The organism is Arthrobacter sp. NPDC080086 (assembly GCF_040702285.1).
The window spans coordinates 21,628-45,329 of sequence record NZ_JBFBKP010000032.1; the positions used below are offsets into that span (position 1 = coordinate 21,628).

Annotated in this window: 20 protein-coding genes; 12 read left to right on the forward strand and 8 right to left on the reverse strand. The window is 69.3% G+C overall.

The window, feature by feature from the left end:
- Positions 1-17: 17 nt before the first annotated feature.
- The 3 genes from AB0305_RS12510 to AB0305_RS12520 form a co-directional block, all read right to left on the reverse strand.
- Positions 18-620 (reverse strand): TetR/AcrR family transcriptional regulator, encoded by a 603-nt coding sequence (locus tag AB0305_RS12510; protein ID WP_364133690.1) that lies wholly within the window; start codon positions 618-620, stop codon positions 18-20.
- Positions 621-704: 84 nt separating this feature from the next.
- Positions 705-2,054 (reverse strand): phenylacetate--CoA ligase PaaK, encoded by a 1,350-nt coding sequence (gene paaK / locus AB0305_RS12515; RefSeq protein ID WP_364133687.1) that lies wholly within the window; start codon positions 2,052-2,054, stop codon positions 705-707.
- Positions 2,055-2,069: 15 nt separating this feature from the next.
- Positions 2,070-2,552, reverse strand: a complete 483-nt coding sequence (locus AB0305_RS12520; RefSeq protein ID WP_364133684.1) for a hotdog fold thioesterase — start codon at positions 2,550-2,552, stop codon at positions 2,070-2,072.
- Positions 2,553-2,643: 91 nt separating this feature from the next.
- Here AB0305_RS12520 and pta point away from each other — a divergent pair, with 91 nt between their 5' ends.
- Together pta and AB0305_RS12530 are read left to right on the forward strand one after the other, a co-directional pair.
- The gene (gene pta / locus AB0305_RS12525; RefSeq protein WP_364133682.1) at positions 2,644-4,770 is read left to right on the forward strand and encodes a phosphate acetyltransferase; all 2,127 of its coding nucleotides are present in this window, start codon (positions 2,644-2,646) and stop codon (positions 4,768-4,770) included.
- 10 nt (positions 4,771-4,780) lie between these two features.
- Complete coding sequence (locus AB0305_RS12530) at positions 4,781-5,941, forward strand: acetate kinase (RefSeq protein ID WP_364133679.1); 1,161 nt, start codon at positions 4,781-4,783, stop codon at positions 5,939-5,941.
- 128 nt (positions 5,942-6,069) lie between these two features.
- Here AB0305_RS12530 and AB0305_RS12535 read toward each other — a convergent pair whose 3' ends face one another.
- From AB0305_RS12535 to AB0305_RS12550, 4 genes are all read right to left on the reverse strand, one after another.
- Positions 6,070-8,493 carry a hypothetical protein gene (locus AB0305_RS12535; protein WP_364133677.1) on the reverse strand — a complete coding sequence of 808 codons (2,424 nt, stop codon included), beginning with the start codon at positions 8,491-8,493 and terminating at the stop codon, positions 6,070-6,072.
- A 7-nt stretch (positions 8,494-8,500) separates the two neighbouring features.
- Entirely contained in the window at positions 8,501-9,136 is a 636-nt protein-coding gene (locus tag AB0305_RS12540) for a peptidoglycan-binding protein (protein ID WP_364134664.1), read from the reverse strand.
- Between the two features lie 122 nt (positions 9,137-9,258).
- Positions 9,259-11,499 carry a S9 family peptidase gene (locus AB0305_RS12545; RefSeq protein WP_364133675.1) on the reverse strand — a complete coding sequence of 747 codons (2,241 nt, stop codon included), beginning with the start codon at positions 11,497-11,499 and terminating at the stop codon, positions 9,259-9,261.
- A gap of 25 nt (positions 11,500-11,524) precedes the next feature.
- Positions 11,525-12,637 carry an LCP family protein gene (locus tag AB0305_RS12550; protein WP_364133672.1) on the reverse strand — a complete coding sequence of 371 codons (1,113 nt, stop codon included), beginning with the start codon at positions 12,635-12,637 and terminating at the stop codon, positions 11,525-11,527.
- A gap of 219 nt (positions 12,638-12,856) precedes the next feature.
- Here AB0305_RS12550 and paaA point away from each other — a divergent pair, with 219 nt between their 5' ends.
- From paaA to AB0305_RS12580, 6 genes are read left to right on the forward strand one after another with little or no spacing between them, the layout of a single operon-like run.
- Positions 12,857-13,912, forward strand: coding sequence for a 1,2-phenylacetyl-CoA epoxidase subunit PaaA (paaA, locus tag AB0305_RS12555; protein ID WP_364133669.1), 1,056 nt, complete (start codon positions 12,857-12,859; stop codon positions 13,910-13,912).
- The gene (paaB, locus tag AB0305_RS12560) at positions 13,909-14,214 is read left to right on the forward strand and encodes a 1,2-phenylacetyl-CoA epoxidase subunit PaaB (RefSeq protein ID WP_290256078.1); all 306 of its coding nucleotides are present in this window, start codon (positions 13,909-13,911) and stop codon (positions 14,212-14,214) included. The genes paaA and paaB overlap by 4 nt, the downstream gene beginning before the upstream one ends.
- 26 nt (positions 14,215-14,240) lie before the next feature.
- Positions 14,241-15,158, forward strand: a complete 918-nt coding sequence (paaC, locus tag AB0305_RS12565; RefSeq protein WP_364134661.1) for a 1,2-phenylacetyl-CoA epoxidase subunit PaaC — start codon at positions 14,241-14,243, stop codon at positions 15,156-15,158.
- A 2-nt stretch (positions 15,159-15,160) separates the two neighbouring features.
- Positions 15,161-15,733, forward strand: a complete 573-nt coding sequence (gene paaD, locus AB0305_RS12570; RefSeq protein ID WP_290256076.1) for a 1,2-phenylacetyl-CoA epoxidase subunit PaaD — start codon at positions 15,161-15,163, stop codon at positions 15,731-15,733.
- Positions 15,734-15,748: 15 nt separating this feature from the next.
- Positions 15,749-16,981 carry a 1,2-phenylacetyl-CoA epoxidase subunit PaaE gene (gene paaE / locus AB0305_RS12575; protein WP_290256075.1) on the forward strand — a complete coding sequence of 411 codons (1,233 nt, stop codon included), beginning with the start codon at positions 15,749-15,751 and terminating at the stop codon, positions 16,979-16,981.
- 44 nt (positions 16,982-17,025) lie between these two features.
- Complete coding sequence (locus tag AB0305_RS12580; RefSeq protein ID WP_364133664.1) at positions 17,026-17,805, forward strand: enoyl-CoA hydratase/isomerase family protein; 780 nt, start codon at positions 17,026-17,028, stop codon at positions 17,803-17,805.
- Positions 17,806-17,839: 34 nt separating this feature from the next.
- Here AB0305_RS12580 and AB0305_RS12585 read toward each other — a convergent pair whose 3' ends face one another.
- The gene (locus AB0305_RS12585; protein ID WP_290256073.1) at positions 17,840-18,301 is read right to left on the reverse strand and encodes an Lrp/AsnC family transcriptional regulator; all 462 of its coding nucleotides are present in this window, start codon (positions 18,299-18,301) and stop codon (positions 17,840-17,842) included.
- 159 nt (positions 18,302-18,460) lie between these two features.
- Here AB0305_RS12585 and pdhA point away from each other — a divergent pair, with 159 nt between their 5' ends.
- The 4 genes from pdhA to AB0305_RS12605 all read left to right on the forward strand — a co-directional run bounded on the left by pdhA (position 18,461) and on the right by AB0305_RS12605 (position 23,268).
- Positions 18,461-19,678 (forward strand): pyruvate dehydrogenase (acetyl-transferring) E1 component subunit alpha, encoded by a 1,218-nt coding sequence (pdhA, locus tag AB0305_RS12590; RefSeq protein WP_364133662.1) that lies wholly within the window; start codon positions 18,461-18,463, stop codon positions 19,676-19,678.
- Positions 19,675-20,787 carry an alpha-ketoacid dehydrogenase subunit beta gene (locus AB0305_RS12595; protein WP_290256071.1) on the forward strand — a complete coding sequence of 371 codons (1,113 nt, stop codon included), beginning with the start codon at positions 19,675-19,677 and terminating at the stop codon, positions 20,785-20,787. Before pdhA ends, AB0305_RS12595 begins: the two co-directional genes overlap by 4 nt.
- 2 nt (positions 20,788-20,789) lie before the next feature.
- Positions 20,790-22,379: a dihydrolipoamide acetyltransferase family protein gene (locus tag AB0305_RS12600; RefSeq protein ID WP_364133659.1), complete on the forward strand. Its 1,590-nt coding sequence runs from the start codon at positions 20,790-20,792 to the stop codon at positions 22,377-22,379.
- A 73-nt stretch (positions 22,380-22,452) separates the two neighbouring features.
- On the forward strand, positions 22,453-23,268 hold the full coding sequence (locus AB0305_RS12605) for an MBL fold metallo-hydrolase (RefSeq protein ID WP_290256069.1): 816 nt from the start codon (positions 22,453-22,455) through the stop codon (positions 23,266-23,268).
- The last annotated feature ends 434 nt before the right edge of the window (positions 23,269-23,702 follow it).

Sequence of the window (23,702 nt, forward strand, 5' to 3'; positions counted from 1 at the left end):
TCCTCGCGGAGGAAGGGCTAGTCCGGGACGTGGAGGCCGTGGAACGCCATGGTGATGACGTCGTCGGCGAGCTTCTCGGGGGAGAGGGAGCCGCCGGGCTTGTACCACTCGACGATCGAGTTGATGGTGCCGAAGAGCAGGCGCGTGACGGTCCGCGGGTCGATGTCCTGGCGGAGCGAGCCCTCGTCGCGGGCGGCGGAAATCAGTGCGGCGACTTTGCGGTCGAAGGTGCGGCGGCGGGCCAGGGCGTCCCGTTCAATCTCGGTGTTGCCGCGCAGCCGCAGCAGGAGGGTGACGAACGGCAGCCGTTCCACCAGCACCGAGATGGTCTCGCGAAGCACGAACTCCAGCCGGGCGTCCGCGGAACCGGTCTGCGCCTCGGGCCGGTCAAGGATGGCCTCGAGGCCGCCCAAGGCGTGGTCGAGCGCAAGCTTCAGCAGGTCGCCCTTGGAAGGGACGTGGTGGTAGATCGCGGACTTGGAGATGCCCAGGTTCTCGGCGAGGATGCCCATCGACGTGGCGTCGTAGCCGTGACGGTTGAAGACGTCGACGGCGATCATCAGCACGGACTGCTGGTCGTAGCCGGGCCGGCCGCGCTTGGTGGATGCTGTTGTGGGCATACTCGCTAGTTTCTCATGACGGGCCGGCCCGGCAGCCGCGCCGGGGTGCGGCGCGGCTGCCGGCCGGAGTGGTTCGGGCGGTTCTCAGCCCTTGGGGCGCATGTCGTAGATCCGGCGCAGTTTGCCGTTGGAGCGCTCCAGGGAGCCGGGCTCGACGACGTCGACGGCGCAGGAGGACCCGACGTGGATCTTGATCTGCTGCTGCAGGACCTTCGCCGCCGTCGCGCTGCTCTCCACCGAGACGGCATCGCGTCGTTCGATCTTGACCGTCAGCTGGTCCATCCGCTGGCCCTCGGGACGGGTCAGTTCCAGCTGGAAGTGCGGGCTGAGCTCCGGGATCCGCAGCGCGATTTCTTCGATCTGGGATGGGAAGAGGTTCACGCCGCGCAGGATGATCATGTCGTCGCTGCGGCCCGTGATCCGGCCCATGCGGCGGTGCGCCGGACGCGCCGTGCCGGGCAGCAGCCGGGTGAGGTCCTTGGTGCGGTAGCGGATGATCGGCAGGGCCTGCTTGGTCAGCGAGGTGAAGACCAGCTCGCCGTGCTGGCCGTCGCCCAGCACGGACTCGACGCCGACGGCAGGGTTGAACGGGTCGATGATTTCGGGCCGGAAGTGGTCCTCCCAGATGTGGCTGCCGTCCTGGGTCTCGACGGCCTCGCCGGCGACGCCGGGGCCCATGACCTCGGAGAGGCCGTAGATGTCGCAGGCCTTGAGGTTCATGGTGACCTCGAGTTCGTGCCGCATTTCCTCGGTCCACGGCTCGGCCCCGAGCACCGCGTACTTCAGCGAGGTGGAGGCCGGGTCGATGCCCTGCTTCATCATGGCGTCGGCGATGGTCAGCAGGTAGGTGGGCGTGGCCAGGATGGCGTCCGGCTCGAAGTCCTGGATGAGCTGGATCTGGCGTTCGGTCTGGCCGCCGGAGATCGGGATGACCGTGCAGCCGAGGGCCTCGGCGCCGGCGTGGGCGCCCATGCCGCCGGTGAACAGGCCGTAGCCGTACGCGTTGTGGACCTTCATGCCCGGACGGACGCCGGAGGCGCGGAGCGAGCGGGCCACGAGCTTGGCCCAGTCGGCGAGGTCCTGCTTGGTGTAGCCGACCACCGTGGCGCGGCCGGTGGTGCCGGAGCTGGCGTGGATCCGGGCCACCTCGTTTTGCGGCACCGCGAACATGCCGAACGGGTACTCCAGGCGGAGGTCTTCCTTCGTGGTGAACGGGAACTTGCCCAGGTCCGAAAGCTCGCGCAGGTCGGTGGGGTGCACCCCGGCGTCGTCGAACTTCCGCTTGTACAGCGGGACGCGGTCGTAGGCGTAGGCCACGGTGTGCTGGAGCCGGGAGAGCTGGAGGGCCTCGAGCTCGTCGCGGGAGATGGTTTCTTCGCGGTCCAGGACGGCGTCGCTGGTGGCGAGGGCGGATTCAGCGGTGGGGGTGGTCATCTGCGTCCTACGTTTCTATTTCTTGGAGATGGTGCGGCTGCGGCCGCGGAACTCGGCGATGAGTTCTCCCGCGCCGGCGGGGATGGTGGTGGATTCAGCGGTGAGGTCGACGGCGTCGGGGTCGGCGGCGTAGATCTGGACGTCGTAGATCCCGCTGCGGCCGGTGCTGGCGCGGCGGTTGGCGACGGCGGTCAGGATCTGGCCGCGGTAGGCGGACTTGATGAAGTTGATGTCGACGCCGGAGGCCACCGTCATGGACCCCTCGTCATGCGGCCCGGGTTCGGCGGGGTTGCAGGCCAAGGCGAAGGCGGTATCGCCGAAGGCGAAGATCATTCCGCCGTGGGCCATCCCGAAGCCGTTGAGCATTTCCTGGCGCAGCGGCATCCGCAGTGTGGCGTGGCCGTCGGCGAGTTCGAGGACTTCGATGCCCATCCACTCGGAGGCATAGTCGTTGTTCAGGAGCGGGTGGGTCTTCCCCGGAATTGTCAGTTCAGCCATGCGTCGTTGCCTCCAGCTTTATTTACCGAATGTTCATTAGGTAATCCCATCGCGGGCCCCGCTGTCAAGGGGTGTAAGTATGCTGGGACACATGGCCAAGGGAATCTACGTCAGCGCAACCACGCCGGGATCCGGCAAGTCCCTCGTCGCCCTGGGCCTCGCGGACACGCTGCACCGGCACGCGGACCGCATCGGCTTCTTCAAACCCGTCGTCCACGGCCACGCCGACGTCGACCCCATGGTTTCGCTGATGAAGGCCCGCTTCGACCTAGACGACGCCCGGTGCCGGAGCGGGCTGACCTTCGAGGAGGTGCGCAGCCTCCTCGCCGAGGGCAAGCGCGAGGAGATCGACTCCCGCTGCGTCGAGATCTTCGCCGAGATGGGCCGGCACTGCGACGTGATCATCATCGAGGGCACGGACCTCACCGGCCAGGATGCCGCCGTCGAATTCGACCTCAACGCCCGGCTCGCCAACAACCTCTCGGCACCCGTCGTCGCCGTCGTGGGGGCCAAGGGCCGCACCGTCGCGGAGACCGCCGACGCCGTCGAGGTGGCCCGCAAGGAGCTCATCGCCGAGCGCTGCACGCTGCTGGCGATCATGGTCAACCGTGCGGAGCCGGAGGACCTGGAGGGGATCGCGGCCGCGGTCCGGCCCGGCGCGTCCGGCCGCCCGGTCTACGTTTTCCCGGAGCTGGAGGACATCGCCCGGCCCACCACCGGCGAGGTTGCCTCCGCCCTGGGCCTCGGCCAGGTAGCGGGCCTGCCTGATCTGGAGCGGGACGTGCACTCTGTGAAGGTGGCGGCCATGAACGTGGCGAACTTCCTGCACGTGCTCGACGACGGCGCCCTGGTGATCGTCCCGGGTGACCGCGCCGACGTGCTGGTCGCCTGCCTGGCGTCTTCCTTCTCGCCCGAGTTCCCGGTCCCGTCCGCGCTCATCCTCACCGGCGGGCTGGCCCCGGACCCCACCATCTACTCGTTGCTGGCGCAGGCGCCGTTCCCGATTTTCGCCGCCCCGGACGACACCTACGTGACCGCCAAGCGTGTCTCGGAGGTCCGCAGCGAGATCTGGTCCGGGCACCGCCGCAAGGTGGCCTCCGCGCTGGGCCTCTGGTCCAAGCAGGTGGACGAGGCCGAACTGCTCGAGCGGCTGCACCTGCCCCGGCCGGAGCGGATGACGCCGCTGCGGTTCCTGCACGACCTGATCGAACGGGCCCGCTCCCAGCGCCGCCACATCGTGCTGCCCGAGGGCAAGGACGTGCGGATCCTGCGGGCCGCGGAGATCCTGCACCGCCGCGACGTCTGCGACCTGACCGTGCTGGGCCGCGAAGCCGAGGTCCGCGAGCTCGCCGCCACCCAGGGCATCGACCTGTCCGGGATCAACATCGTGGACCCGGCCACCTCGGAGTTGCGCCAGGGCTTCGCGGAGAAGTACGCCGAGCTGCGCGCGCACAAGGGCGTGGACCTTGCGAAGGCGCTCGAGGTGATGCAGGACGAGAGCTACTTCGGCACCATGATGGTTCAGCTGGGCGTGGTGGACGGCATGGTCTCCGGCGCCGCCCACACCACGGCGCACACCATCCGGCCGGCGCTGGAGTTCGTGAAGACCCGCGAGGGCGTCAAGATCGTCTCCTCCGTGTTCCTGATGCTGATGCCGGACCGGGTCCTGGTCTACGGCGACTGCGCCGTGAACCCGGAGCCGAACGTCGAACAGCTCGCGGACATTGCCCTCGCCTCGGCCGAGACCGCCGCGCAGTTCGGCGTCGAACCGCGGGTGGCGATGCTGTCCTACTCCACCGGCGGCTCCGGGTCCGGCGAGGCGGTGGAGGCCGTCCGGAAGGCCACCGAGCTGGTCCGCGCCCGCCGTCCGGACCTGGCCGTCGAAGGCCCCATCCAGTACGATGCCGCCGTCGACGCCTCCATCGCGGCGTCGAAGATGCCGGGTTCCACCGTGGCCGGCCAGGCGACGGTGTTCATCTTCCCGGACCTGAACACCGGCAACAACACCTACAAGGCGGTGCAGCAGTCCTCCGGGGCGGTCGCCGTCGGGCCGGTTCTGCAGGGCCTGCGCAAGCCGGTCAACGACCTCTCGCGCGGCTGCACGGTGGACGACATCCTGAACACCGTCGCGATCACCGCCATCCAGGCCCAGTCCGTGCCGGCAGCCGCATCACACGAAGTGCCCCAGCCCGCTCAGTCCGTCGACGCCCAGGCCTAGGAGGCCCCCCGTGCTCGTGCTCGTCATCAACTCCGGTTCGTCGTCGCTGAAGTACCAGGTCCGTGACGTGGAGGCCGGCAGCGTCCTGGCCGAAGGGCTGGTGGAACGGATCGGCATGGGCAACGGCGGTGGCGGCGACGGCGCCATCGAGGGTCCCCGGGACCATGCGGAGGCGCTGGAACTGGTCGACGGTGCCATCCACGAGGCGCTGGGGGACCGGGCCCTGGACGCCGTGGGCCACCGCGTGGTGCACGGCGGCGAGCGGTTTGCCGAGCCGGAGCTGATCAACAACGAGATCACCCGTGCCATCGAGCGGCTCAACCCGCTGGCGCCGCTGCACAACCCGGCCAACGTCCTGGGCATCCGGGCCATCGCGAAGAAGTGGCCGGATCTGCCGCAGGTGGCCGTGTTCGACACCGCATTCCACCGCACCCTGCCGGAGCACGCCTGGCGGTACGCGGTACCTGATGAGCTCTACACCAACCACGGCATCCGACGGTACGGCTTCCACGGCACCTCGCACGAGTACGTGGCGCACCGTGCCGCGGCCCTGCTGGACGTGCCGGTGGAGGAGTTCGACGCCGTCATCGCCCACCTGGGCAACGGCGCCTCCGTCACCGCGATACACGGCGGAAAGTCGATCGACACTTCGATGGGGTTTACACCCCTCGAGGGCCTGGTGATGGGCACCCGGTCCGGGGACCTGGACCCCTCGATCCTGGTCTTCCTCGGCCGCGCCGGCTGGTCCGCCGAGGACATCGACTCCATGCTGAACCGTCAGTCCGGGCTGAAGGGCCTGGCCGGGAACAACGACATGCGCTCCGTGGTGGAGGCCGCGGAGGCCGGGGACGCGAAGGCCGCCATGGCGCTCGCGGTGGCCTCCTACAGGCTGGCCAAGTACATCGGCGGTTACCACGTGGCCGTCGGCGGGGCGAGAGCGCTGGTCTTCACCGCCGGGATCGGCGAGAACTCCCACCAGTTCCGGAACCTCGTGGCCGAACGGCTCGGCGCGCTGGGCATCGAACTGGACACCGCCCTGAACCGGCAACGCTCGAAGGAACCGCGGGTGATCTCGACGCCGGAGTCCGCCATCCCGGTGCTGGTGGTCCCCACGCACGAGGAACGCGCCATCGCCGAGGCGACCGCCGCCGTCGTCTCCGCTCCCCGGTAGGTCCGTGGGCGTTTCTCGGCTAGGTCCCGCTGGAACGTTCGCGAAGTGAAGCCGTCGACTTGCCGGAAATGGCCGCTATGGGAGTTCCATAGCGACCATCTTTGGCAATTGGTCCCGTGCTCAGCCCCTTACGGCGACGGTGCGGCTGTGCCCGTAGGGGCGGCCGACGTCGCAACCGGGGCGGGTGCGACGGCGCCGCCGGCCGGCTGGCTGGGCTCGGACGAGACCGTGGCATCCGGGACGGTCGTTTCGGCCGGTCCGGGCGCGGCCGTCGTACCCGGAGCGGGCTGCTCCGTGGCGCCGGTTGTTGGCGTCTGCGGGGCCTCCGGGGAAGCGGTTGCCGGCGCCGTCGCGGTTCCGGTCCCACCCGGAGTGGGGGTACTCGTAGCCGTTGCCCCGCGCGGCTTGGCGCTGGGGTCGGCCTGGACCACGTCCATGATCTGCTTCTTGAAGCCCTCCAGCGTCCCCTGGATCTCCGAGAGCGGCACGTTCTGCAGGTTCCGGCCATAGTCGGCGATCTGCTGCCAGAGCGCGTTCAGTTTGGCCGTGCCATCGGCGCTCAGTGGTCCGTCGAGGGTCAGGACCAGCTGGTTTGCGAGGGCATAGGTGAGGCAGCGGACGCAGTTGTAGTTCGCGGCGGTAGAGAGGTTCTGCGGCACCACGACGTCGGCCTGCCCCACAATCAGGACCACCTGGAATCCCACGGCCACGGCCGCGCAGTCCTTGCAGCTCGCGAACGCGTAGGCCTCGTTGGTGTTCAGGACGTCCGCGCCGTCGTCGGCCCACACCAGAGCGAAGGCGACGTCGTAGACGACAGATCCGTCCGTGGTGTTCACGGCGAGGGCCTGGTTGCCGCCATCGTCGGGGGCGGCCGGCTTATCGAAGGGGAACACCCACGACGGCGCCGCCGCCGGTGCGGTGGCGCCCGCGGCCCCGGGCGACGTCGCAGAAGCCCTGGGGACCAACACCATGCTCAGCTGCGGTTCTTCCCGGGTGGGCTTGCGGGCGCCCTGCGGCCAGAGCGCCACGGTCCGACCCGCCTGGCCCTGCTTCAGGTCGCGCCCGGTGGCGGTGGAGAAGATGGCGGTAGTGGCGTCGGTCAGCGTCCCGCGTTCGTAGGGCTGGACGGGCCGGTAGGTCCCCCCGGCGGGCCACCATGCCCAGGCGAGGCCTGCCACGACGGCGGCGACCGCGGCGAGGGCCACGCCGCGCTGCCAGGCCTTGCCGCGGGTCTTCTGCCACAGCCCCGTGACGAGCTGCCGGCCCAGCCGGATCAGGATGTAGAGGATGCCGGCCACGGGCAGTGCGATGCAGACCAGTGCGAGGACCCGCACGGCGACGTCGGTGGGGTCGCCGGTTGCCAGACTGTGGGCGAGTGCGGCCTGCTGTTTGACACCGTTGTCCCAGGCAGTGCCCACCACGCGGGGAAGCGTGAGGACCATGGTGACCAGGCTGAAGACCAGCAACGGGACGGTGACGAGGACCCAGATCGTGACGACGGCGCGGGCCCAGGGCTTGAGCAGCTGCGCCTGCGGGTCGGCTTTGCGCCAGGGAATCAGGGCCAGCAGGGTGGGCTTGATCCGCTGGAAGAGGTCCGGCACACCGGTGGCGTCCGCAAGGATGTGGTAGCCGTCGAAGCGGACCATGGGCATGAGCTGGCGGACCATCTGCAGGATCTGGGTGACCACCACCAGGAGCAGGGCATCGAAGCCGGTGGCCCACCAGATGCCCATGATGGCCACCGCGACGATGGCGTTGAAGTAGAGGCCGCCGAGGTCGGTGCGGATCCGGCCGGCCCGTCCCAGCCGGTAGGAATCGGTGACGTCGGTGTAGAAGGCCGGCCACATTAGGTACAGCCCGGTGCCCATGGCCCCGGGTGTGGCGCCGCCGCGCCGGGCGGCGGCCGCATGGCCGAACTCGTGGAAGCCCGCGGACAGGACGGTGACCACGAAGATCAGCAGAACCAGCCCGGGGTTGGCGAAGGCCTCGTGCGTGGCCGAGGCGAGGCCCTTGACCATGAGGAGCCACCAGCAGATCGCCAGGAAGGCGGCGGTCACCGCCACGACGATCAGCGGGTTGAAGAGGGTGGCAAAGGGTGCCGTGATCTTCCGGGTGCGTTCGGGGTCCGTCACCGAATAGCGGAACCGCATGCCCAGCAGCGGGTTGGCCTTGCGGACCTCCGGCTGCGAGCCGTCCGCCAGCCGCAACAGCCCCAGCGGCAGCAGTTGCTGATCGACCAGGGTCCGCACGTTGGCAGCGCTGATCGGTTTGCCCGCGGCCGTCCCGGCGTGGGCGGCGATCTCCTCGAGACCGCGTCGGCCGTCCACGGCCTCAAGCACCAGGTAGAGGAGTCTGGTCAGCTGGATGGTCTGGCCGTCGGCACGCCGGACCAGGGAAGGGGCCTGCTTATATCCGGAGCCCTTGGTTTCGCCCAGGAGCTGTACGCCGTCGGCCAGCGCTGGCGGCGGAAGGGTACCGGCGGAAGGGGAAGGGCCGGGGGCAGGAGCCGGCGGGCCGTCCTGGGTGGACGGCCCGCCCTGCACGCTAGTCATGGACCGATTACTGCTTCAGGGTGGACTGCTGCTCGGCCCCGGCCGTGGCATTGCCGTTGATGTCCTGGTTGATGATGGCGTCCTGCTGGGCGACGGCGGTCGCGTTGCTGTCGATCGAGCCGATGTTGGCGGCGACAGCGGCGTCGATCGGGGCGGCGATGCCGGCGTTCGCGTCGAGGTTGACGTCGACGTTGAGCAAGTTGCCGTTCAGGGCGCCGGCCGCGGTCGGGTCGGCCGTCGTGGTGGTGGTCGGGTCCGTGGCGGCGGTGGTGCCGGCGGGGTCTGTCGTGCCCGTGGTGGCGGTTCCGTCGGTGGGGGTGGCGGTACCCTGGTCGATCCCGCTGTCCTGCACGGAGTGCGCGGTGGCGTCGCCGGTGATGCCCTGGGTAATCAGGGTGCCCTGATCGGCCAGAGCCTGGGACCCGGAGCCGAAGGAGAGGACGTTCGCGGAGGCGGCTGCGTCGATCGGGGCGGCGACGTTGGCGTTGGCCGCGACGCCGAGGTCGATCGGGGCCGCGGCACTAATGCCAAGGTTGAGGTCGGCATTGAGGTCCAGGACGGAGGCGACTTCCTTGTCAGGCAGCGCGGTGGCGCCCTCGGCCATCAGTTCCTCATCGGACAGTCCGTTGGCGGCAGATTCCATGCTCACGATTGGCTCCATTTTCCGGCGCCCGTTCTGCTGCCCCCAGCGGGCAGTGTCCCCAAGGCACCTAACGCCGCTCAATAGTAAGCATGATTAGCAAATAACGCACCACCCCGGCCGGGTTACTTCAGCCCGGCCCCCGGCAGCAGTTCCGTGGCGCCGAGGGAGTCCGCCACGAATGCGTAGTCCCAGGCCCGTTCCTTCCACTGCACGTACCGGCCGGACGCGCCGCCGTGGCCGCCGTCCATCTCGATCTTCATCACGATCGGCTCACTGCCGGTGTTCACCTCACGCAGCCGCTGCACCCACTTGGCCGGCTCAACGTAGAGCACCCGGGTGTCGTTGAACGAGGTCACGGCCGCGATCTTCGGGTACGCCGCGGCACGGACGTTCTCATACGGCGTGTACGACTTCATGTACGCGTACACCTCGGGGTCCGTGATCGGGTTGCCCCACTCCTCCCACTCCAGGGCCGAGAGCGGCAGCTCCGGGTCCAGGATGGTGGTCAGCGCGTCCACGAACGGGACGGCGGCGACGATGGCGGCGTACTTCTCCGGCGCCAGGTTCGCGACGGCGCCCATCAGTAGTCCGCCGGCCGATCCGCCCATCGCCGCGATCCGGGCCGGGTCCACCCAGCCGGAGCCGGCCAGCCAATCCGTGGCCGCGATGAAATCCGTGAACGTGTTCTTCTTGTGCAACTTCTTGCCGTCGTCGTACCAGTGCCGCCCCAGCTCGCCGCCGCCGCGGATGTGCGCAATCACGAACACGATCCCGCGGTCCAGGAGCGAGAGCCGGGCGATCCCGAAGCCGGGGTCCATGCTCATCTCGTAGGAGCCGTAGCCGTACACCAGGCCGGCCGCGCTGGAATCCCTCGCCACGGAGGCGTGCCGCAACACCGAGAGCGGGATCCGGGTGCCGTCGGAGGCCTCCGCCCATTCCCGGGTGGCGACGTAGTCGGCGGCGGAGTAGCCGCCCAGCACCGGGCTTTCCTTGCGCAGCAGCAGCTCGCCGGCGGGGCGTTCGGGCGTCGGCAGGACGAAATCGTAGACGCGGGAGGGGGTGAAGTAGGACGTGTAGCCCATCCGGATCACCGGCGCCTCGTAGTCCGAGCCAGAGACTCCGGCGGTGTAGAGCTCCTCGTCGAAGGCCGGTTCCACGGCCGGCGCCTGCTCCGGCGTACCGAGCCCGGCCAGCGGCACCACCTGAACGCGTTCGATCGTGTCCTTACGGATCGAGAGCACCAGGTGGGTGGCGGTGACGCCGGCGCCGTTGACGCGGACATCGTCGGAGTGGGCGACGACGGTCTGCCAGTGCTGCTCCGCGACCGGCTTGGCGAGCTCGGCCGCGTCCACCAGGGACACCATGGAGTTGATGGCGTCCTTGTTGTGGGTCAGCAGGATGGTCTCGCGCGGGGCGCCGGAGGCGTCGGCGAGCAGGAACGGCTCGGCCTCGTAGAGGATGCGCTCGTCGCGGGAGATGACGGTGGTGAGACCGGCGCCGGGGTCATCGAAGCGCAGCAGACGGGTCTCGCTGAACTCGGAGCAGCCGATGCCCAGGACCAGGTGGCGGCGGTCCGCGGAGAGCTCGAAACCGAGCCACATGGCGACGTCGTCCTCTTGGTAGATCACCTCGTCCTCCGCCACGGGGGTGCCGAGGACGTGGGCCTTGACCTGGTAGGGCCGCCAGGAGGCATCCACCACGGTGTAAAAGATCCGGGTGCCGTCGGAGGAGAAGGAGAGCCCGTAGAAGACATTCTCGATCACGTCCGGCAGCAGTTCGCCGGTCCGCAGGTCCTTGATCCGCAGCGTGAAGCGTTCGTCGCCGGCGTTGTCCACGGCGTAGGCGTAGAGATTCCCGTCGATGGTCACGGCGGCGCCGCCGATGGAGAAGAACGGCTTGCCCTCGGCCTCGATGTTGCCGTCGAGCAGGACCTCCTCGCCGGGGATGTCGACGCCGACCTCGACGGCGGGCGGCGTCCAGTCCGCTACCGGGTCGCCGCTGTCCTGGGCGCGGACGCGGCACTGGATGCCGTATTCCTTGCCCTCGACCGAGCGGGTGTAGTACCACCAGCCGTCCTTGCGGTTGGGTACCGAGAGGTCCGTCTCCTGGGTCCGGCCCTTGATCTCCTCGAAGATGGCTTGGCGCAGCGGCTCCTGGTGCGCGGTGACGGCCTCCTGGTAGGCGTTTTCGGCCTTCAGCAGCTCCACGACCTCGGCGGATTCCTTGTCCCGCAGCCACTCGTAGTTGTCCTCGAACACATCCCCGTGGTGGGTGCGGAGCGTTGGAAGCTTCCGGGCGACGGGCGGCTGCGGAGCGGCCTGGGCGGGGGCGGACGGGCTGCCGGCGGCGGGAGTCTCAGTCATGGACCCAATCTACCCGTGACCGGTGTCAGTTCCCGTTCTGCAAACCGTGCGCGGCGATGTAGTCAGGCAGGGTCCCGGCCGCCAGGGCGGCAGCCACCTCGGCGGTGGCCGCCGGGTCCTGCAGCACGATCGACTGCCCGTCCGTGCTGGTGCCTATTCCCGCCGTCGGCAGCGTGAAGAAGGCGGCGTTCCCGGGCGAGGTGCCACGCATGCTGTAGGAGAGCCGTTCCAGGGTGTCCAGAGTGAGTCCCGGGGTGACCGAGACGTGCGGCAGGACGCCTGTGACGAAGGCGCGCGCCGTGGCCCGGTCCGCCAGGGCGCCGCTGCCCACCGCCTTGGCGAGGACCGCCTTGAGGAAGGTCTGCTGGTCCCGGACCCGCTGGTAGTCGCCGTCGGCGAAGGCTTTGCGCTCGCGGACGAAGTCCAGGGCCTGCGGGCCGGTGAGGTGGTTGATCCCGGGTGTGAACGTGTGGCCGGATTCCAGGGTGGAGGTGAACGGCAGCGTCACGTCCACGTCGATGCCGCCGACGGCGTCCGCCAGGGCGGCGAACCCTTCGAAGTCGGCCATCACGGTGTGGTCGATGTGGGTCTGCAGCAGGGCCTCGACCGTCCTGGTCTGCAGGCCGATGCCGCCGAGTTCCAGGGCCGCGTTGACCTTGGCCTGGCCGTGGTCCGGGATGTCCACCCAGAGGTCGCGCATGATGGAGATGCCGTAGACGTGCTGCCGGTCCGCGGGCAGGTGGACGAAGATCAGGGCGTCGCCGCGCTGGTCCGACGGCGCGCCCGCGACCGCGTCCGCACGGGCGTTGACCCGGCTGTCGCTGCCGATGATCAGGAGGTTGAGGTCGGTCGCCGGCGGCTCCGGCGTGGGAGTGGGGGAGGGGGTAGGGCTGGGGGAGGCCGACGGCGACGGCGTGGGGGTCGGCTGCGCGGCGGGCCGGACAGGCTCGGGTTGGGGGCGCCCCAACCAGATGGCGGCCACCGCCACTATCACCACCAGGAGGGCCGCGGCGGCGATCAGCAGGTCGCGGCGCCGTCGAAGGCCCGCATCCGTTCCGGCGCCGGCCGCAGCTGCGCCGCCGGCCCCACCTGTACTGCCGGGCCGATTTCCCTGTCCGCCTTGAACATCGTCGTTCACGTCGCCCCCTTCCACCGCGGCCCGTTGCCGGCGCCCCGGAGTGGTCCTCACGGCCCGGGCGCACTGCCGGTCCGCGTGGAGCAGACGCTACCACCGGGTCCCGGCCCGGCCCGGAAACACGCCTGCGCCGCGTCGCCCGGTGCTTGACGCGCTCCGAACCTTCCGCATATCCTGAACGAACGGTCGGTAATTATTTATCGGAAACGCATAGGAGCAACCATGGCATCGCAGACCCTGCAGTCAGTGCCCGCCGAGCCCTCGCCGGCACGGCACGATTCACGGCTCGAGAGCCGGCACGAAATGAGCCCCGAGGACGCGGCCCGCCGTGATGCCGAAGGCCAGGCCTACTTCGACAAGGTGATGGCGGACGATTCCCGGATCGAGCCCCGCGACTGGATGCCGGCGGCGTACCGCAAGACCCTGGTGCGGCAGATCTCCCAGCACGCGCACTCCGAAATCATCGGCATGCAGCCGGAGGCGAACTGGATCACCCGCGCCCCCAGCCTGAAGCGCAAGTCCATCCTGATGGCCAAGGTCCAGGATGAGGCCGGCCACGGGCTCTACCTGTACTCCGCCGCCGAGACCCTCGGCCAGCCGCGGGACCAGATGATGCAGGACCTGATGGACGGCAAGGCCAAGTACTCCTCCATCTTCAACTACCCCGCCCGCACCTGGGCGGACATGGGCGCGATCGGCTGGATGGTCGACGGCGCCGCAATCGCCAACCAGGTCCCGCTCTGCCGCGCCTCCTACGGACCCTACGGCCGCGCCATGGTCCGGGTCTGCAAGGAGGAGTCCTTCCACCAGCGCCAGGGATTCGAGATCCTGCTGGAACTCTCCCACGGCACCCCCGCGCAGAAGCAGATGGCCCAGGACGCCGTGAACCGCTGGTACGCCCCGGCCCTGATGATGTTCGGCCCGCCGGACGACGATTCGCCCAACTCCAAGCAGTCCATGGCCTGGAACATCAAGCGCTTCAGCAACGACGAACTCCGCAACCGCTTCGTCGGCATGATGATGGAGCAGGTCAAGGTCCTGGGCCTGACCCTGCCGGACAAGGACATCCGTTTCAACGAGGAAACGAAGAAATGGGAACACGGCCCGCTGGACTGGGATGAATTCCACGAGGTCATCGCCGGCCGCGGCCAGTGCAACGCCCAGCGCCTGGAACGGCGCCGCGAAGCCCACCAGAACGGCGCCTGGGTGCGCGAGGCCGCAGCGGCCTACGCCGAGAAGCAGGCAAAGAAGAACGCAGAGAAGGAAGCCGCAGCATGACAACGCCCGAACCCCACGCAGGCAACGTCTGGCCGATCTGGGAAGTCTTCGTCCGCTCCAGCCGCGGACTGTCCCACGTCCACGCGGGATCCCTGCACGCCCCGGACGCGGCGATGGCGCTGCGCAACGCCCGCGACCTCTACACCCGCCGCAACGAGGGCGTCTCCATCTGGGTGGTCCCGGCCGAGGCCATCGCCTCCTCCGATCCGGACGCCAAGGGCTCCTTCTTCGAGTCCCCCCAGGGCAAGGACTACCGGCACGCCACCTACTACACCAAGAGCGAGGGCGTGAAGCACCTGTGAGCACCCCCGAAGCAGCCACCAACGCCCTGGCATCGCCCGCCCCTGCGGAAGAATCAGTCGGCCACGGAGAAATCTCCGTCGGCGTCGCGGGTGCGGGCGCGGGCGGCGACGGCATGGCTAGCGCGACCCGCATCACCCCCGGCAACGCGCTCCGCCCCGAGGACATCGCCCTCGCCGTCAGCCGCGGCACCGCCACACCGGACGCGGATGCCGCCGAGCTGGCCCTGCGCCTGGGCGACGACGCCCTGATCCTCGCCCAGCGCCTGAGCCACTGGATCTCCCGCGCTCCCGAGCTGGAAGAGGACATCGCCCTGGGCAACATCGCCCTGGACCAGTTGGGCCACGCCCGTTCCTTCCTGACCTATGCCGGCGGCCTGGACGGCCGCAGCGAGGACGACCTGGCCTACTTCCGCCGCGAGCACGAGTTCCGCTCCGTGCAGCTCTTCGAACAGCCCAACGGCGACTTCGCCGTCACCATCGCCCGGCAGTTCGCCGTCAGCTACTACCAGTTCGAGCTCTACCGCCGGCTCGCCCAGTCCAGCGACGCCATGATCGCCGGCATCGCCGCGAAGGCGGTCAAGGAAGTCGACTACCACCGGGACCACAGCGCCCAGTGGGTGCTGCGCCTGGCCCTCGGCACGGAGGAATCCCGGGCCCGGATGATCCATGGCCTGGCCGTGGTCTGGCCCTACGTTGACGAACTGTTCCGCGACGACGAACTCACCGGCCGGCTCAGCGACGCCGGCGTCGCCGTCCAGCCCTCCAGCCTGCGCGCCGACTTCGACCGGCTGACCGGAGAGGTACTGGCCGAGGCCGAGCTCGAGGTCCCGAAGGTCCAGCCCGCCCCCGGTGGCGGCCGCCGCGGCCTGCACTCCGAACATCTGGGCTACCTGCTCGCCGAGATGCAGGTCCTGGCCCGCGAGCATCCCGGAGCGAGCTGGTAACCATGGCCGAGATGTACCTCAGCCACCCGACGGCGGACGCTGCCCCCAGCCCGAAGTCCGCGGAGCAGAAGGCCTGGGACCTTGCCGCGACCGTCTGCGATCCCGAAATCCCCGTCCTGACCATCGCCGATCTCGGCATCCTCCGGGATGTCGAAGTGGCGAAGGAACCGGACGCGGGCGACGGCGGCATGGTCCCGGCGGTACGGGTCACCATCACGCCCACCTACTCGGGTTGCCCGGCCATGGACACCATCCGTGACGACCTCACCGCGGCCTTCCACGCCGCCGGCTACCCGCGCGTCGACGTGGACCTGGTGCTGTCCCCGGCCTGGACCACCGACTGGATGAGCGAGGAGGGCAAGGCCAAGCTGGAGCAGTATGGCATCGCCCCGCCCTCCGGCCATTCCCGCGCCGGCGGCCACTCCGGCCCGGTCCGGCTGAGCCTGGCCGTGAAATGCCCGCAGTGTTCCTCGCTGCACACCAAGGAACTCACCCGCTTCGGTTCCACCTCCTGCAAGGCGCTCTACGTCTGCCTGGACTGTAAGGAACCGTTCGATTACTTCAAAGTCTTGTAAGGAACAGGTGCAACCATGACCGTTGTCCGCCAGACCGCCGCCGAGACGGCGGCAGCCACCGGCCGCCGTCGTGCGTCCTTCCACCCGCTGACCGTGGACCAGGTCCGCAGGCTCACCGACGACGCGATCGAGGTCACCTTCGCCGTCCCGGCCGAACTCGCCGGCCAGTTCGACTACCTGCCCGGACAGTACGTTGCCCTGCGCACCACACTTCCGGACGCCGCCGGGGAACCGCTCGAGATCCGCCGCAGCTACTCGATCTGCGCGGAGCCGCGCAGCTTCGCGGACGGCAGCAGCGAGATCCGCGTGGCCATCAAGAAGGACTTGGGCGGCCTGTTCTCCACCTGGGCCAATGCCGAGCTCAAGGCCGGGGACGTGCTGGACGTGATGAGCCCGATGGGCGCGTTCGTCTCAAAGCACGGCCGGGACGGCCAAGAACAAAACCTCATGACGTCCATGAACCGTCCGCAGGAGCTGGAAACCGAGCTCGCCGGCGAGGCCGGGAACTTCGTGGCGATCGCCGCCGGCTCCGGCATCACCCCCGTGATCGCTATCGCCCGGACCCTGCTGGCCGCGCACCCGGACACCCGGTTCGACCTGATCTACGCCAACAAGGCGGCCATGGACGTGATGTTCCTGGAGGAACTCGCGGACCTCAAGGACAAGTACCCGTCCCGGCTGGCCCTGCACCACGTGCTCTCCCGCGAGCAGCGGATCGCCCCGCTGCTCAGTGGCCGGATTGATGCCGAGAAGCTCGAGGCGCTGCTGGGCACCGCCATCCACGCCGACGACGTGGACGAATGGTTCCTCTGCGGCCCGTTCGAACTGGTACAGCTGTGCCGCGACACCCTCGCCGCCCGCGGGGTCAAGCCCGAGCACATCCGCTTCGAGCTGTTCACCTCCGGCAAGCCGGACCGTCCTGAGGGCAACATTGGCCGGCCGGTGGTGGCCGACGAATCCCAGGAAACCTACAAGATCACCTTCACCCTCGACGGGCTGCAGGGCGAGGTGGCCAGCCCCACCCACGCCCGGGAGTCCATCCTCAACGCCGCGCTCCGGGTCCGACCGGATGTCCCCTTCGCCTGCGCCGGCGGCGTCTGCGGCACCTGCCGGGCCAAAGTGGTCACGGGGTCCGTCACGATGGACGAGAACTACGCGCTGGAACAGGACGAACTGGATAAGGGGTACGTGCTGACCTGCCAGTCGCACCCCACCACCCCCAGTGTCACCGTCGACTTCGACGTCTAAACCCGCCACATTTCCCCGTCTGCCCTTCCATGCCTAGGAGCCGCATGATTTCCCTGACCATCGCCGACGGCGTCGCCGAGATCGTCCTGGACGCCCCGCAGAAGCTGAACTCACTCGACGAGCAGGCACTGCGGGACCTGGACCGGGCCTACGACGACGCCGCGGCCGCCGCCGCGCGCGGCGAGGTGCGGGCGCTGCTGCTTCGCGGCGAGGGCCGGGCATTCTGCGCGGGCCGGGACATCGCCGGCGTTACTCCCGCGAACGACGACGCCGAGGCCTATCTCGGCGGCCTGGTGCAGCCGCTGATGGAGAAGATGAGCGCCTTCCCGGCGCCCACCTTCGCCGCAGCGCAGGGCGCCTGCCTGGGGGTGGGACTGGGACTGCTGCTCGCCTCGGACGTGGTGTACGTGGCGGAGAATGCGAAGTTCGGCTCGCCGTTTGCCAAGCTTGGCGCCACGCTGGACTCCGGCGGGCACTGGTACTTCACCGAACGGCTGGGGATGCACCGCACCCTGGACCTGATCTACACCGCCGAGCTGATCTCCGGGACCGAGGCGGTGGCGCAGGGGCTCTTCAGCCGGGCGCTCCCGGCGGAGGAGCTGCTGGAAACCACCCGCGGCATCGTTGCCAAGGTCGCCGCCGGGCCCACCGGCGCCTTCACCGCCAGCAAGGAGCTGGTGGCCCACATCCGCGATCAGCGGCTGGGTCTCTGGCAGTCCATGGCGGAGGAGAATTCCGAGCAGGCCCGGCTCTGCAAGAGCGAGGACTACGCCGAGGGCTTCCTGGCCTTCCAGGAGAAACGAAGCCCGGTTTTCAAGGGCTGACCCGGGCCGCCGGCGATTCCCACCACTTCCTGCGTCAGCGTGTGTCCAGGTCCTCGAAGACCAGGAACGTCTGGGTGTCCAGCACCCCCGGCATGGACTGCAGCTGGTCGAAGATCACCCGGCGCAAATCCACGTTGTCCACGGCCCGCACCAGCAGGATGACGTCGAAGTCCCCGCCAACCAACGCGATGTGGTGAACCTCCGGGATGGCCCGCAGCAGCTCGCGGAGCTCCCGCCAGGAGTGCTGCCGCACCTTGAGCGTCACGTAGGCGGAGGACTTCAGTCCGGCCTTGATGGGGTCCACCAGGGCCGTGAACTTGGTCAGCACGCCCTCTCCGGTCAGGCGGGAGATGCGCGAATAGGCGTGGGCCCGGGAAATGTGCACGTTTTCGGCCACTTGGGTCACGGACATGCGCCCGTCCCGGGTCAACTCGGCGATGATGCTCCGGTCCACCTCGTCCAGCGGCACCGCCTGCTCCGATTCGGTTCCTGCCATTTGTCTTCAACTCCCGCCGGTAACCCAGCTCACACTTACGATTTGTCTTCAAGAGTAAGCCGTTTGGGATTAAGTCTCCACGATTACGCCCGGGTGTGGATACGAAAGCGCCCTTGGAAGCATACTTGGTGCGAATAGTGGCTACAGAAGGACGGACCAATGACGATCTCCGCGGACTCCGCTACACAGGAATCCGAGACCCGGCAGGGCAGCGCCGCCAGCGAGGCGGTACGCAAGTTCGGGATCACGGTCGAGGATTACATGCTGCCCGCCCGGCACCCGATCCAGATGGTGAGCCCGGACGGGACGCCGAACGCGCACACCGAACAGGGCGCGCAGCCCGGCCACGAATACGGACTCCCCGGCGATGCGGAGTTGCTCGCTGCCTACGAAGAGCTCGTCGTCGGACGCCGGGTCAACGACCAGAACTCCGCCCTGGTCCGGCAGGGCCGGATGGCCGTCTACCCCTCCAGCCACGGCCAGGAAGCCTGCCAGGTGGCAGCCGCCCTCTGCCTCGCCGAGGGCGACTGGATCTTCCCCACCTACCGCGACTCCGTGGCCGTGATGGCCCGCGGCGTGGACCCCGTCCAGACCATGACGCTGTTCCGCGGCGACTGGCACGGCGGCTACGATCCGGCCAGGCACAAGGTCGGGATCCAGTGCACGCCGCTGACCACCCAGTTGCTGCACGCCGTCGGCGTCGCCCACGCGGCCAAGCTGCGCGGCGAGGACACCGTGGTCCTCGCCATGTGCGGCGACGGCGCCACCAGCGAGGGGGACTTCCACGAGGCCCTGAACTTCGCCGCCGTCTTCCACCTTCCGGTGATCTTCTTCGTCCAGAACAACCAGTACGCCATCTCCGTGCCGCTGGCGCACCAGTCGGTGGCGCCGTCGCTCGCGCACAAGGCCGTGGGCTACGGCATGGCCGGCGAGCGCGTGGACGGCAACGACCTGGTGGCGCTGCTCGCCGTGCTGGGCCGGGCCGTGAAGCTGGCCCGCGAAGGCTCCGGCCCGCTGCTGGTGGAGGCCCACACCTACCGCATGCAGGCCCACACCAACGCCGACGACGCCACCCGGTACCGCCAGGACAGTGAGGTGGCCGAATGGCTGGCCAAGGACCCGCTCACCCGGATGCGGACCTACCTGACGGAGCGCGAACTGCTTGACGACGCCGGGGCCGCCCGGATCGTCGACCGCGCCGAGGCGGTCGCCGCCCAGCTCCGCGAGGGCCTGGGGGAGGACGTCCCGGTGAACCCGCAGGACCTCTTCTCCTACGTCTTCTCCACCCCCACCCCGCAACTGAAGGAACAGTCCGCGCAGCTCGCCGACGAGCTGGCCCGCGACGCCGCAGCAACCTCCGAGGAGTCCGCACGATGAGCCCCACCGTCACCACCTCCTCCGAGGCCAACGGCAACGTCAGCGCCGCCACCGCCCGCGCCGCCGCGAAGGCCGCGGTTGAAGCGGAGCAGACCGGGCCCCAGCCCCTCACGCTGGCCAAGGCCCTGAACACCGCCATGGCCGACGCCATGCGCGCCGACGACTCCGTTCTGGTCTTCGGCGAGGACGTCGGCATGCTCGGCGGCGTCTTCCGCATCACCGACGGGCTGACGGCCACCTTCGGGCAGAACCGCTGCTTCGACACCCCGCTGGCCGAATCCGGGATCGTGGGCATGGCCGTTGGCATGGCGATGAACGGCATGCGTCCCGTCATCGAGATGCAGTTCGACGCCTTCGCCTACCCGGCCTTTGAGCAGATCGTCAGCCACGTCGCCAAGATGCACAACCGCACCAAGGGTGCCCTGAAGCTGCCCATCGTGATCCGGGTGCCCTACGCCGGCGGCATCGGCGGCGTCGAGCACCACTGCGACTCCTCCGAGGCCTATTACGCCCACACCGCGGGCCTCAAGGTCTACACCCCCGCCACGGTGGCCGACGGCTACCGGATGCTCCGCGAGGCCATCGACTCCGACGACCCGGTCATGTTCATGGAGCCCAAGAAGCTCTACTGGTCCAAGGACCAGGTGGATCTGGGTGCGCTCCGGGCCGAACACGACGCCAACGCCGCACGCGGCACCTCCTCCGAGGGCCGCGCCGCCGTCGCCCGCCCCGGCACCGACGCCACCCTGATCGCCTACGGCCCCTCGGTCCCCACCGCGCTCGCCGCAGCCGCGGCCGCCGCCGAAGAGGGCCGCTCCCTCGAGGTGATCGATGTCCGGTCGATCGTCCCGTTCGACGACGAGACCGTCGCCGCCTCCGTCCGCAAGACCGGCCGCGCCGTCGTCATCGCCGAGGCCCACGGCTTTGCCTCCGTCGCCTCCGAGATCGTGGCCCGGGTCCAGGAACGCTGCTTCCACCACCTCGCCGCCCCGATCCGGCGCGTCACCGGTTTCGACGTTCCCTACCCGGCGCCCAAACTCGAGCACTACTACCTGCCCGGTGTGGACCGCATCCTCGACGCCGTCGACGACCTCCAGTGGGAAGACTGACCATGAGCGAACCGAAAGTATTTCTCCTGCCCGACCTCGGCGAAGGCCTCACCGAAGCCGAACTGGTCAACTGGCTCGTCGCCGTCGGTGACGAAATCCGCGTCGACCAGCCCATCGCCGAGGTGGAGACCGCCAAGTCCATGGTCGAGGTCCCCTCGCCGTACGCCGGCACCGTCGCCGTGCTGCACGGCGAGCCCGGCCAGACGCTCGACGTCGGGAAGCCGCTGATTTCCGTGACTCCCGTGGGTGCTGCTTCCGTTTCGGCCCGTGGGGCCGCCACGGATGATGCCGCCCCCGCCCCTTCGCCGGGGGGCATTGCTGCAAGCAGCATGCCGCCCGGCTCCGACAGGCCCAATGCCACTCCCGGGGCGGCATCATCCGCGCCGGCTGGGTCGGGCGGGGACGTCGCCTTGACGTCCTCAAGCGACTCACCTTCCGCCGCTGCCGCCGAGGCCTACCGCGAGGAGGAGAAGGCCGGGTCCGGGAACGTGCTCATTGGGTACGGGACGCCGGGCGGGCATGGGGTGGCCCGGCGGACGCGGGCTCCGAAGCGGGCCTCCGGGGCCGATGCCGGGGCCGTTCAGGTTTCGGAGGCCGAGAAGGCCGCCGATGAGCTGATCCTCATGCGGACCCGGGTGCCCGGGAAGCTGGGGGCAGTGATTTCCCCGCTGGTGCGGCGGATGGCCCGGGACCATGGGGTTGATTTGGGGGGACTCCAAGGTTCCGGGACCAGCGGGATGATCATGCGGCGCGACGTCGAGGCGGCCATCAAGCCTGCGCCGGCCGAAGAGCAGCCCGTGACCGCACCGCAGACCGCACCGGTCTCAACACCGGAAACTACCTCCGCCGGCGGGACCGACTCCCGGACCGGGCTCGGCATCACCGGCCGGACGCCGGTGCGCGGCGTGCGCAAGGCCGTCGCCGCGAACATGAGCCGCAGCCGTTCGGAAATCCCGGAGGCCACCGTCTGGGTGGACGTGGACGCGACCGCGCTGGTCGAGCTGCGCGCCGGCCTCAAGAAGGCCGACCCGCACCACACCCCTGGCCTCCTCGCCTTCATCGCCCGGTTCGTCACCGCCGGGCTCAGGAAATACCCGGAGCTGAACACCCGGATCGTCACCACCGGCGACGCCGACGGCGGAACCGGCCAGGAGATCGTGGCGTTCGACGGCGTCAACCTCGGGTTCGCCGCGCAGACGGACCGCGGCCTGATGGTCCCGTCCATCCGGAACGCCGACAAGCTCAGCGCCCGCGGGCTGGACGCCGAGATCCGCCGGCTCACCGCCGTCGTCCGCGAGGGCAAGGCCACCCCCGCGGAACTGGGCAGCGGCACCTTCACGCTGAACAACTACGGCGTCTTCGGCGTCGACGGCTCCGCGGCGATCATCAACCACCCCGAGGTGGCGATCCTTGGCGTGGGCCGGATTATCGACAAGCCCTGGGTGGTCAACGGGGAGCTCGCCGTCCGTAAGGTCACCGAGCTCACGCTGACCTTCGACCACCGGGTCTGCGACGGCGGCACCGCGGGCGGCTTCCTGCGCTACGTCGCGGACGCGATCGAAAACCCGGGAGCCGTGCTGGCGGATCTCTAAGCGCCGGTGGGTAGAATCGAGCCCTGAACATCGCACCAACCACGCCGGCCAAGCGTCGGACTACGGAGATTTCATGTCACGATGGCTCGAAGTCGGCCAGGACAACTACGTTCTGACCACCGAAGGATCGCTGCTCAACACGGGTCTGATTGTGGGCACCGAACGTGCCATGGTGATCGATACCGGCGGCGGGCCCCGGCAGGGCCGTGAAATCCTGGACGCCGTCCGTGAAAAGACGGACCTGCCGCTGGTGGTGGTCAACACGCACGCCCACTACGACCACTTCTTCGGCAACGCCGTGTTCGCGGACGACGGCGTGACCGAGTTCTGGGCGCACGAGAACTGCGCGGCCGAGATCGAGGAGAACGGGGACGCCCAGCGCCGGCTCGTCGCGGCCGCCGAACCGGAGATGGCGGCCGCCGAGGGCGGCGCCGTGGAACTGGTGGTGCCGAACGCGATCGTGAAGGACCAGCCCGTTCTGGTGGATCTGGGCGGCCAAAGCGCCACCCTGTTCTTCCTGGGCCGCGGCCACACCGACGGCGACCTGCTGGTGGGCACGTCCACCACCCTCTTCGCGGGCGACCTGGTGGAACAGGGCGCCCACCCGTCCTTCGAGGACTCCTACCCCGAGGAATGGGCGGACGCTCTGCGGCACATCTCGGCCCTGCGGCACCGCTACGAGTTCCTGATCCCGGGCCACGGGGAACCCTGCAGCGACCAGTTCGTGAAGACCATGGCGAACACCATGAGCACCGCGGTGCGGCAGGCTACCCAGGCCACCCGGGAGACTCCCAACGACGCCACCAAGGCCATCCCGATCCTGCCCTACGGCCCCGAACAGTCGCGCTGGTTCATCCGCCGGCTGCAGGAAACCCGCGCCCACCACTAGCCTCCGCGGCGCCGGTTTGGGCCGTCCTGCAGTGACAGAAGATAAGGGTGCGCACTACTGCACCTAGACTGGGTCCTTGAAAGAAGTTCCAACACGCGCCGCAACGGTCACCGCTGCGGGTCCTGGGGGAGAAACCAACTTATGCCCGAACCGGTGGAAGACAACTCAGCTGCCACTGCTGAAAACTCAGGACAGCCTGAACTCCGGCGCCGCCGCGACCTTCGTCGCGGCGATAACGACGACTTCGCTGCCCGGACAGGAACCATGCCGGTCATCAACCCCCGCGCCTCCGACGACGCGACCGCGCCGGCCCGCCCGGCGCCGGTCCGGAGCAGCTCCTGGGCCCAGGCCGCCGAAGCCGCCGACGAGCGCTTCGGCAACCCCGCCACCGGCACCAACCCCGTGATCCGGCAGGTCCCGGCCGCCCAGCGGCC

Bases quoted from the DNA above. Each gene is read 5' to 3' on its own strand.
- AB0305_RS12510 (WP_364133690.1), bottom strand. From the start codon at position 620: ATGCCCACAACAGCATCCACCAAGCGCGGCCGGCCCGGCTACGACCAG.
- paaK (WP_364133687.1), bottom strand. From the start codon at position 2,054: ATGACCACCCCCACCGCTGAATCCGCCCTCGCCACCAGCGACGCCGTC.
- AB0305_RS12520 (WP_364133684.1), bottom strand. From the start codon at position 2,552: ATGGCTGAACTGACAATTCCGGGGAAGACCCACCCGCTCCTGAACAAC.
- pta (WP_364133682.1), top strand. From the start codon at position 2,644: ATGGCCAAGGGAATCTACGTCAGCGCAACCACGCCGGGATCCGGCAAG.
- AB0305_RS12535 (WP_364133677.1), bottom strand. From the start codon at position 8,493: ATGACTAGCGTGCAGGGCGGGCCGTCCACCCAGGACGGCCCGCCGGCT.
- AB0305_RS12540 (WP_364134664.1), bottom strand. From the start codon at position 9,136: ATGGAATCTGCCGCCAACGGACTGTCCGATGAGGAACTGATGGCCGAG.
- AB0305_RS12545 (WP_364133675.1), bottom strand. From the start codon at position 11,499: ATGACTGAGACTCCCGCCGCCGGCAGCCCGTCCGCCCCCGCCCAGGCC.
- paaA (WP_364133669.1), top strand. From the start codon at position 12,857: ATGGCATCGCAGACCCTGCAGTCAGTGCCCGCCGAGCCCTCGCCGGCA.
- paaB (WP_290256078.1), top strand. From the start codon at position 13,909: ATGACAACGCCCGAACCCCACGCAGGCAACGTCTGGCCGATCTGGGAA.
- paaD (WP_290256076.1), top strand. From the start codon at position 15,161: ATGGCCGAGATGTACCTCAGCCACCCGACGGCGGACGCTGCCCCCAGC.
- paaE (WP_290256075.1), top strand. From the start codon at position 15,749: ATGACCGTTGTCCGCCAGACCGCCGCCGAGACGGCGGCAGCCACCGGC.
- AB0305_RS12580 (WP_364133664.1), top strand. From the start codon at position 17,026: ATGATTTCCCTGACCATCGCCGACGGCGTCGCCGAGATCGTCCTGGAC.
- AB0305_RS12585 (WP_290256073.1), bottom strand. From the start codon at position 18,301: ATGGCAGGAACCGAATCGGAGCAGGCGGTGCCGCTGGACGAGGTGGAC.
- pdhA (WP_364133662.1), top strand. From the start codon at position 18,461: ATGACGATCTCCGCGGACTCCGCTACACAGGAATCCGAGACCCGGCAG.
- AB0305_RS12595 (WP_290256071.1), top strand. From the start codon at position 19,675: ATGAGCCCCACCGTCACCACCTCCTCCGAGGCCAACGGCAACGTCAGC.
- AB0305_RS12600 (WP_364133659.1), top strand. From the start codon at position 20,790: ATGAGCGAACCGAAAGTATTTCTCCTGCCCGACCTCGGCGAAGGCCTC.
- AB0305_RS12605 (WP_290256069.1), top strand. From the start codon at position 22,453: ATGTCACGATGGCTCGAAGTCGGCCAGGACAACTACGTTCTGACCACC.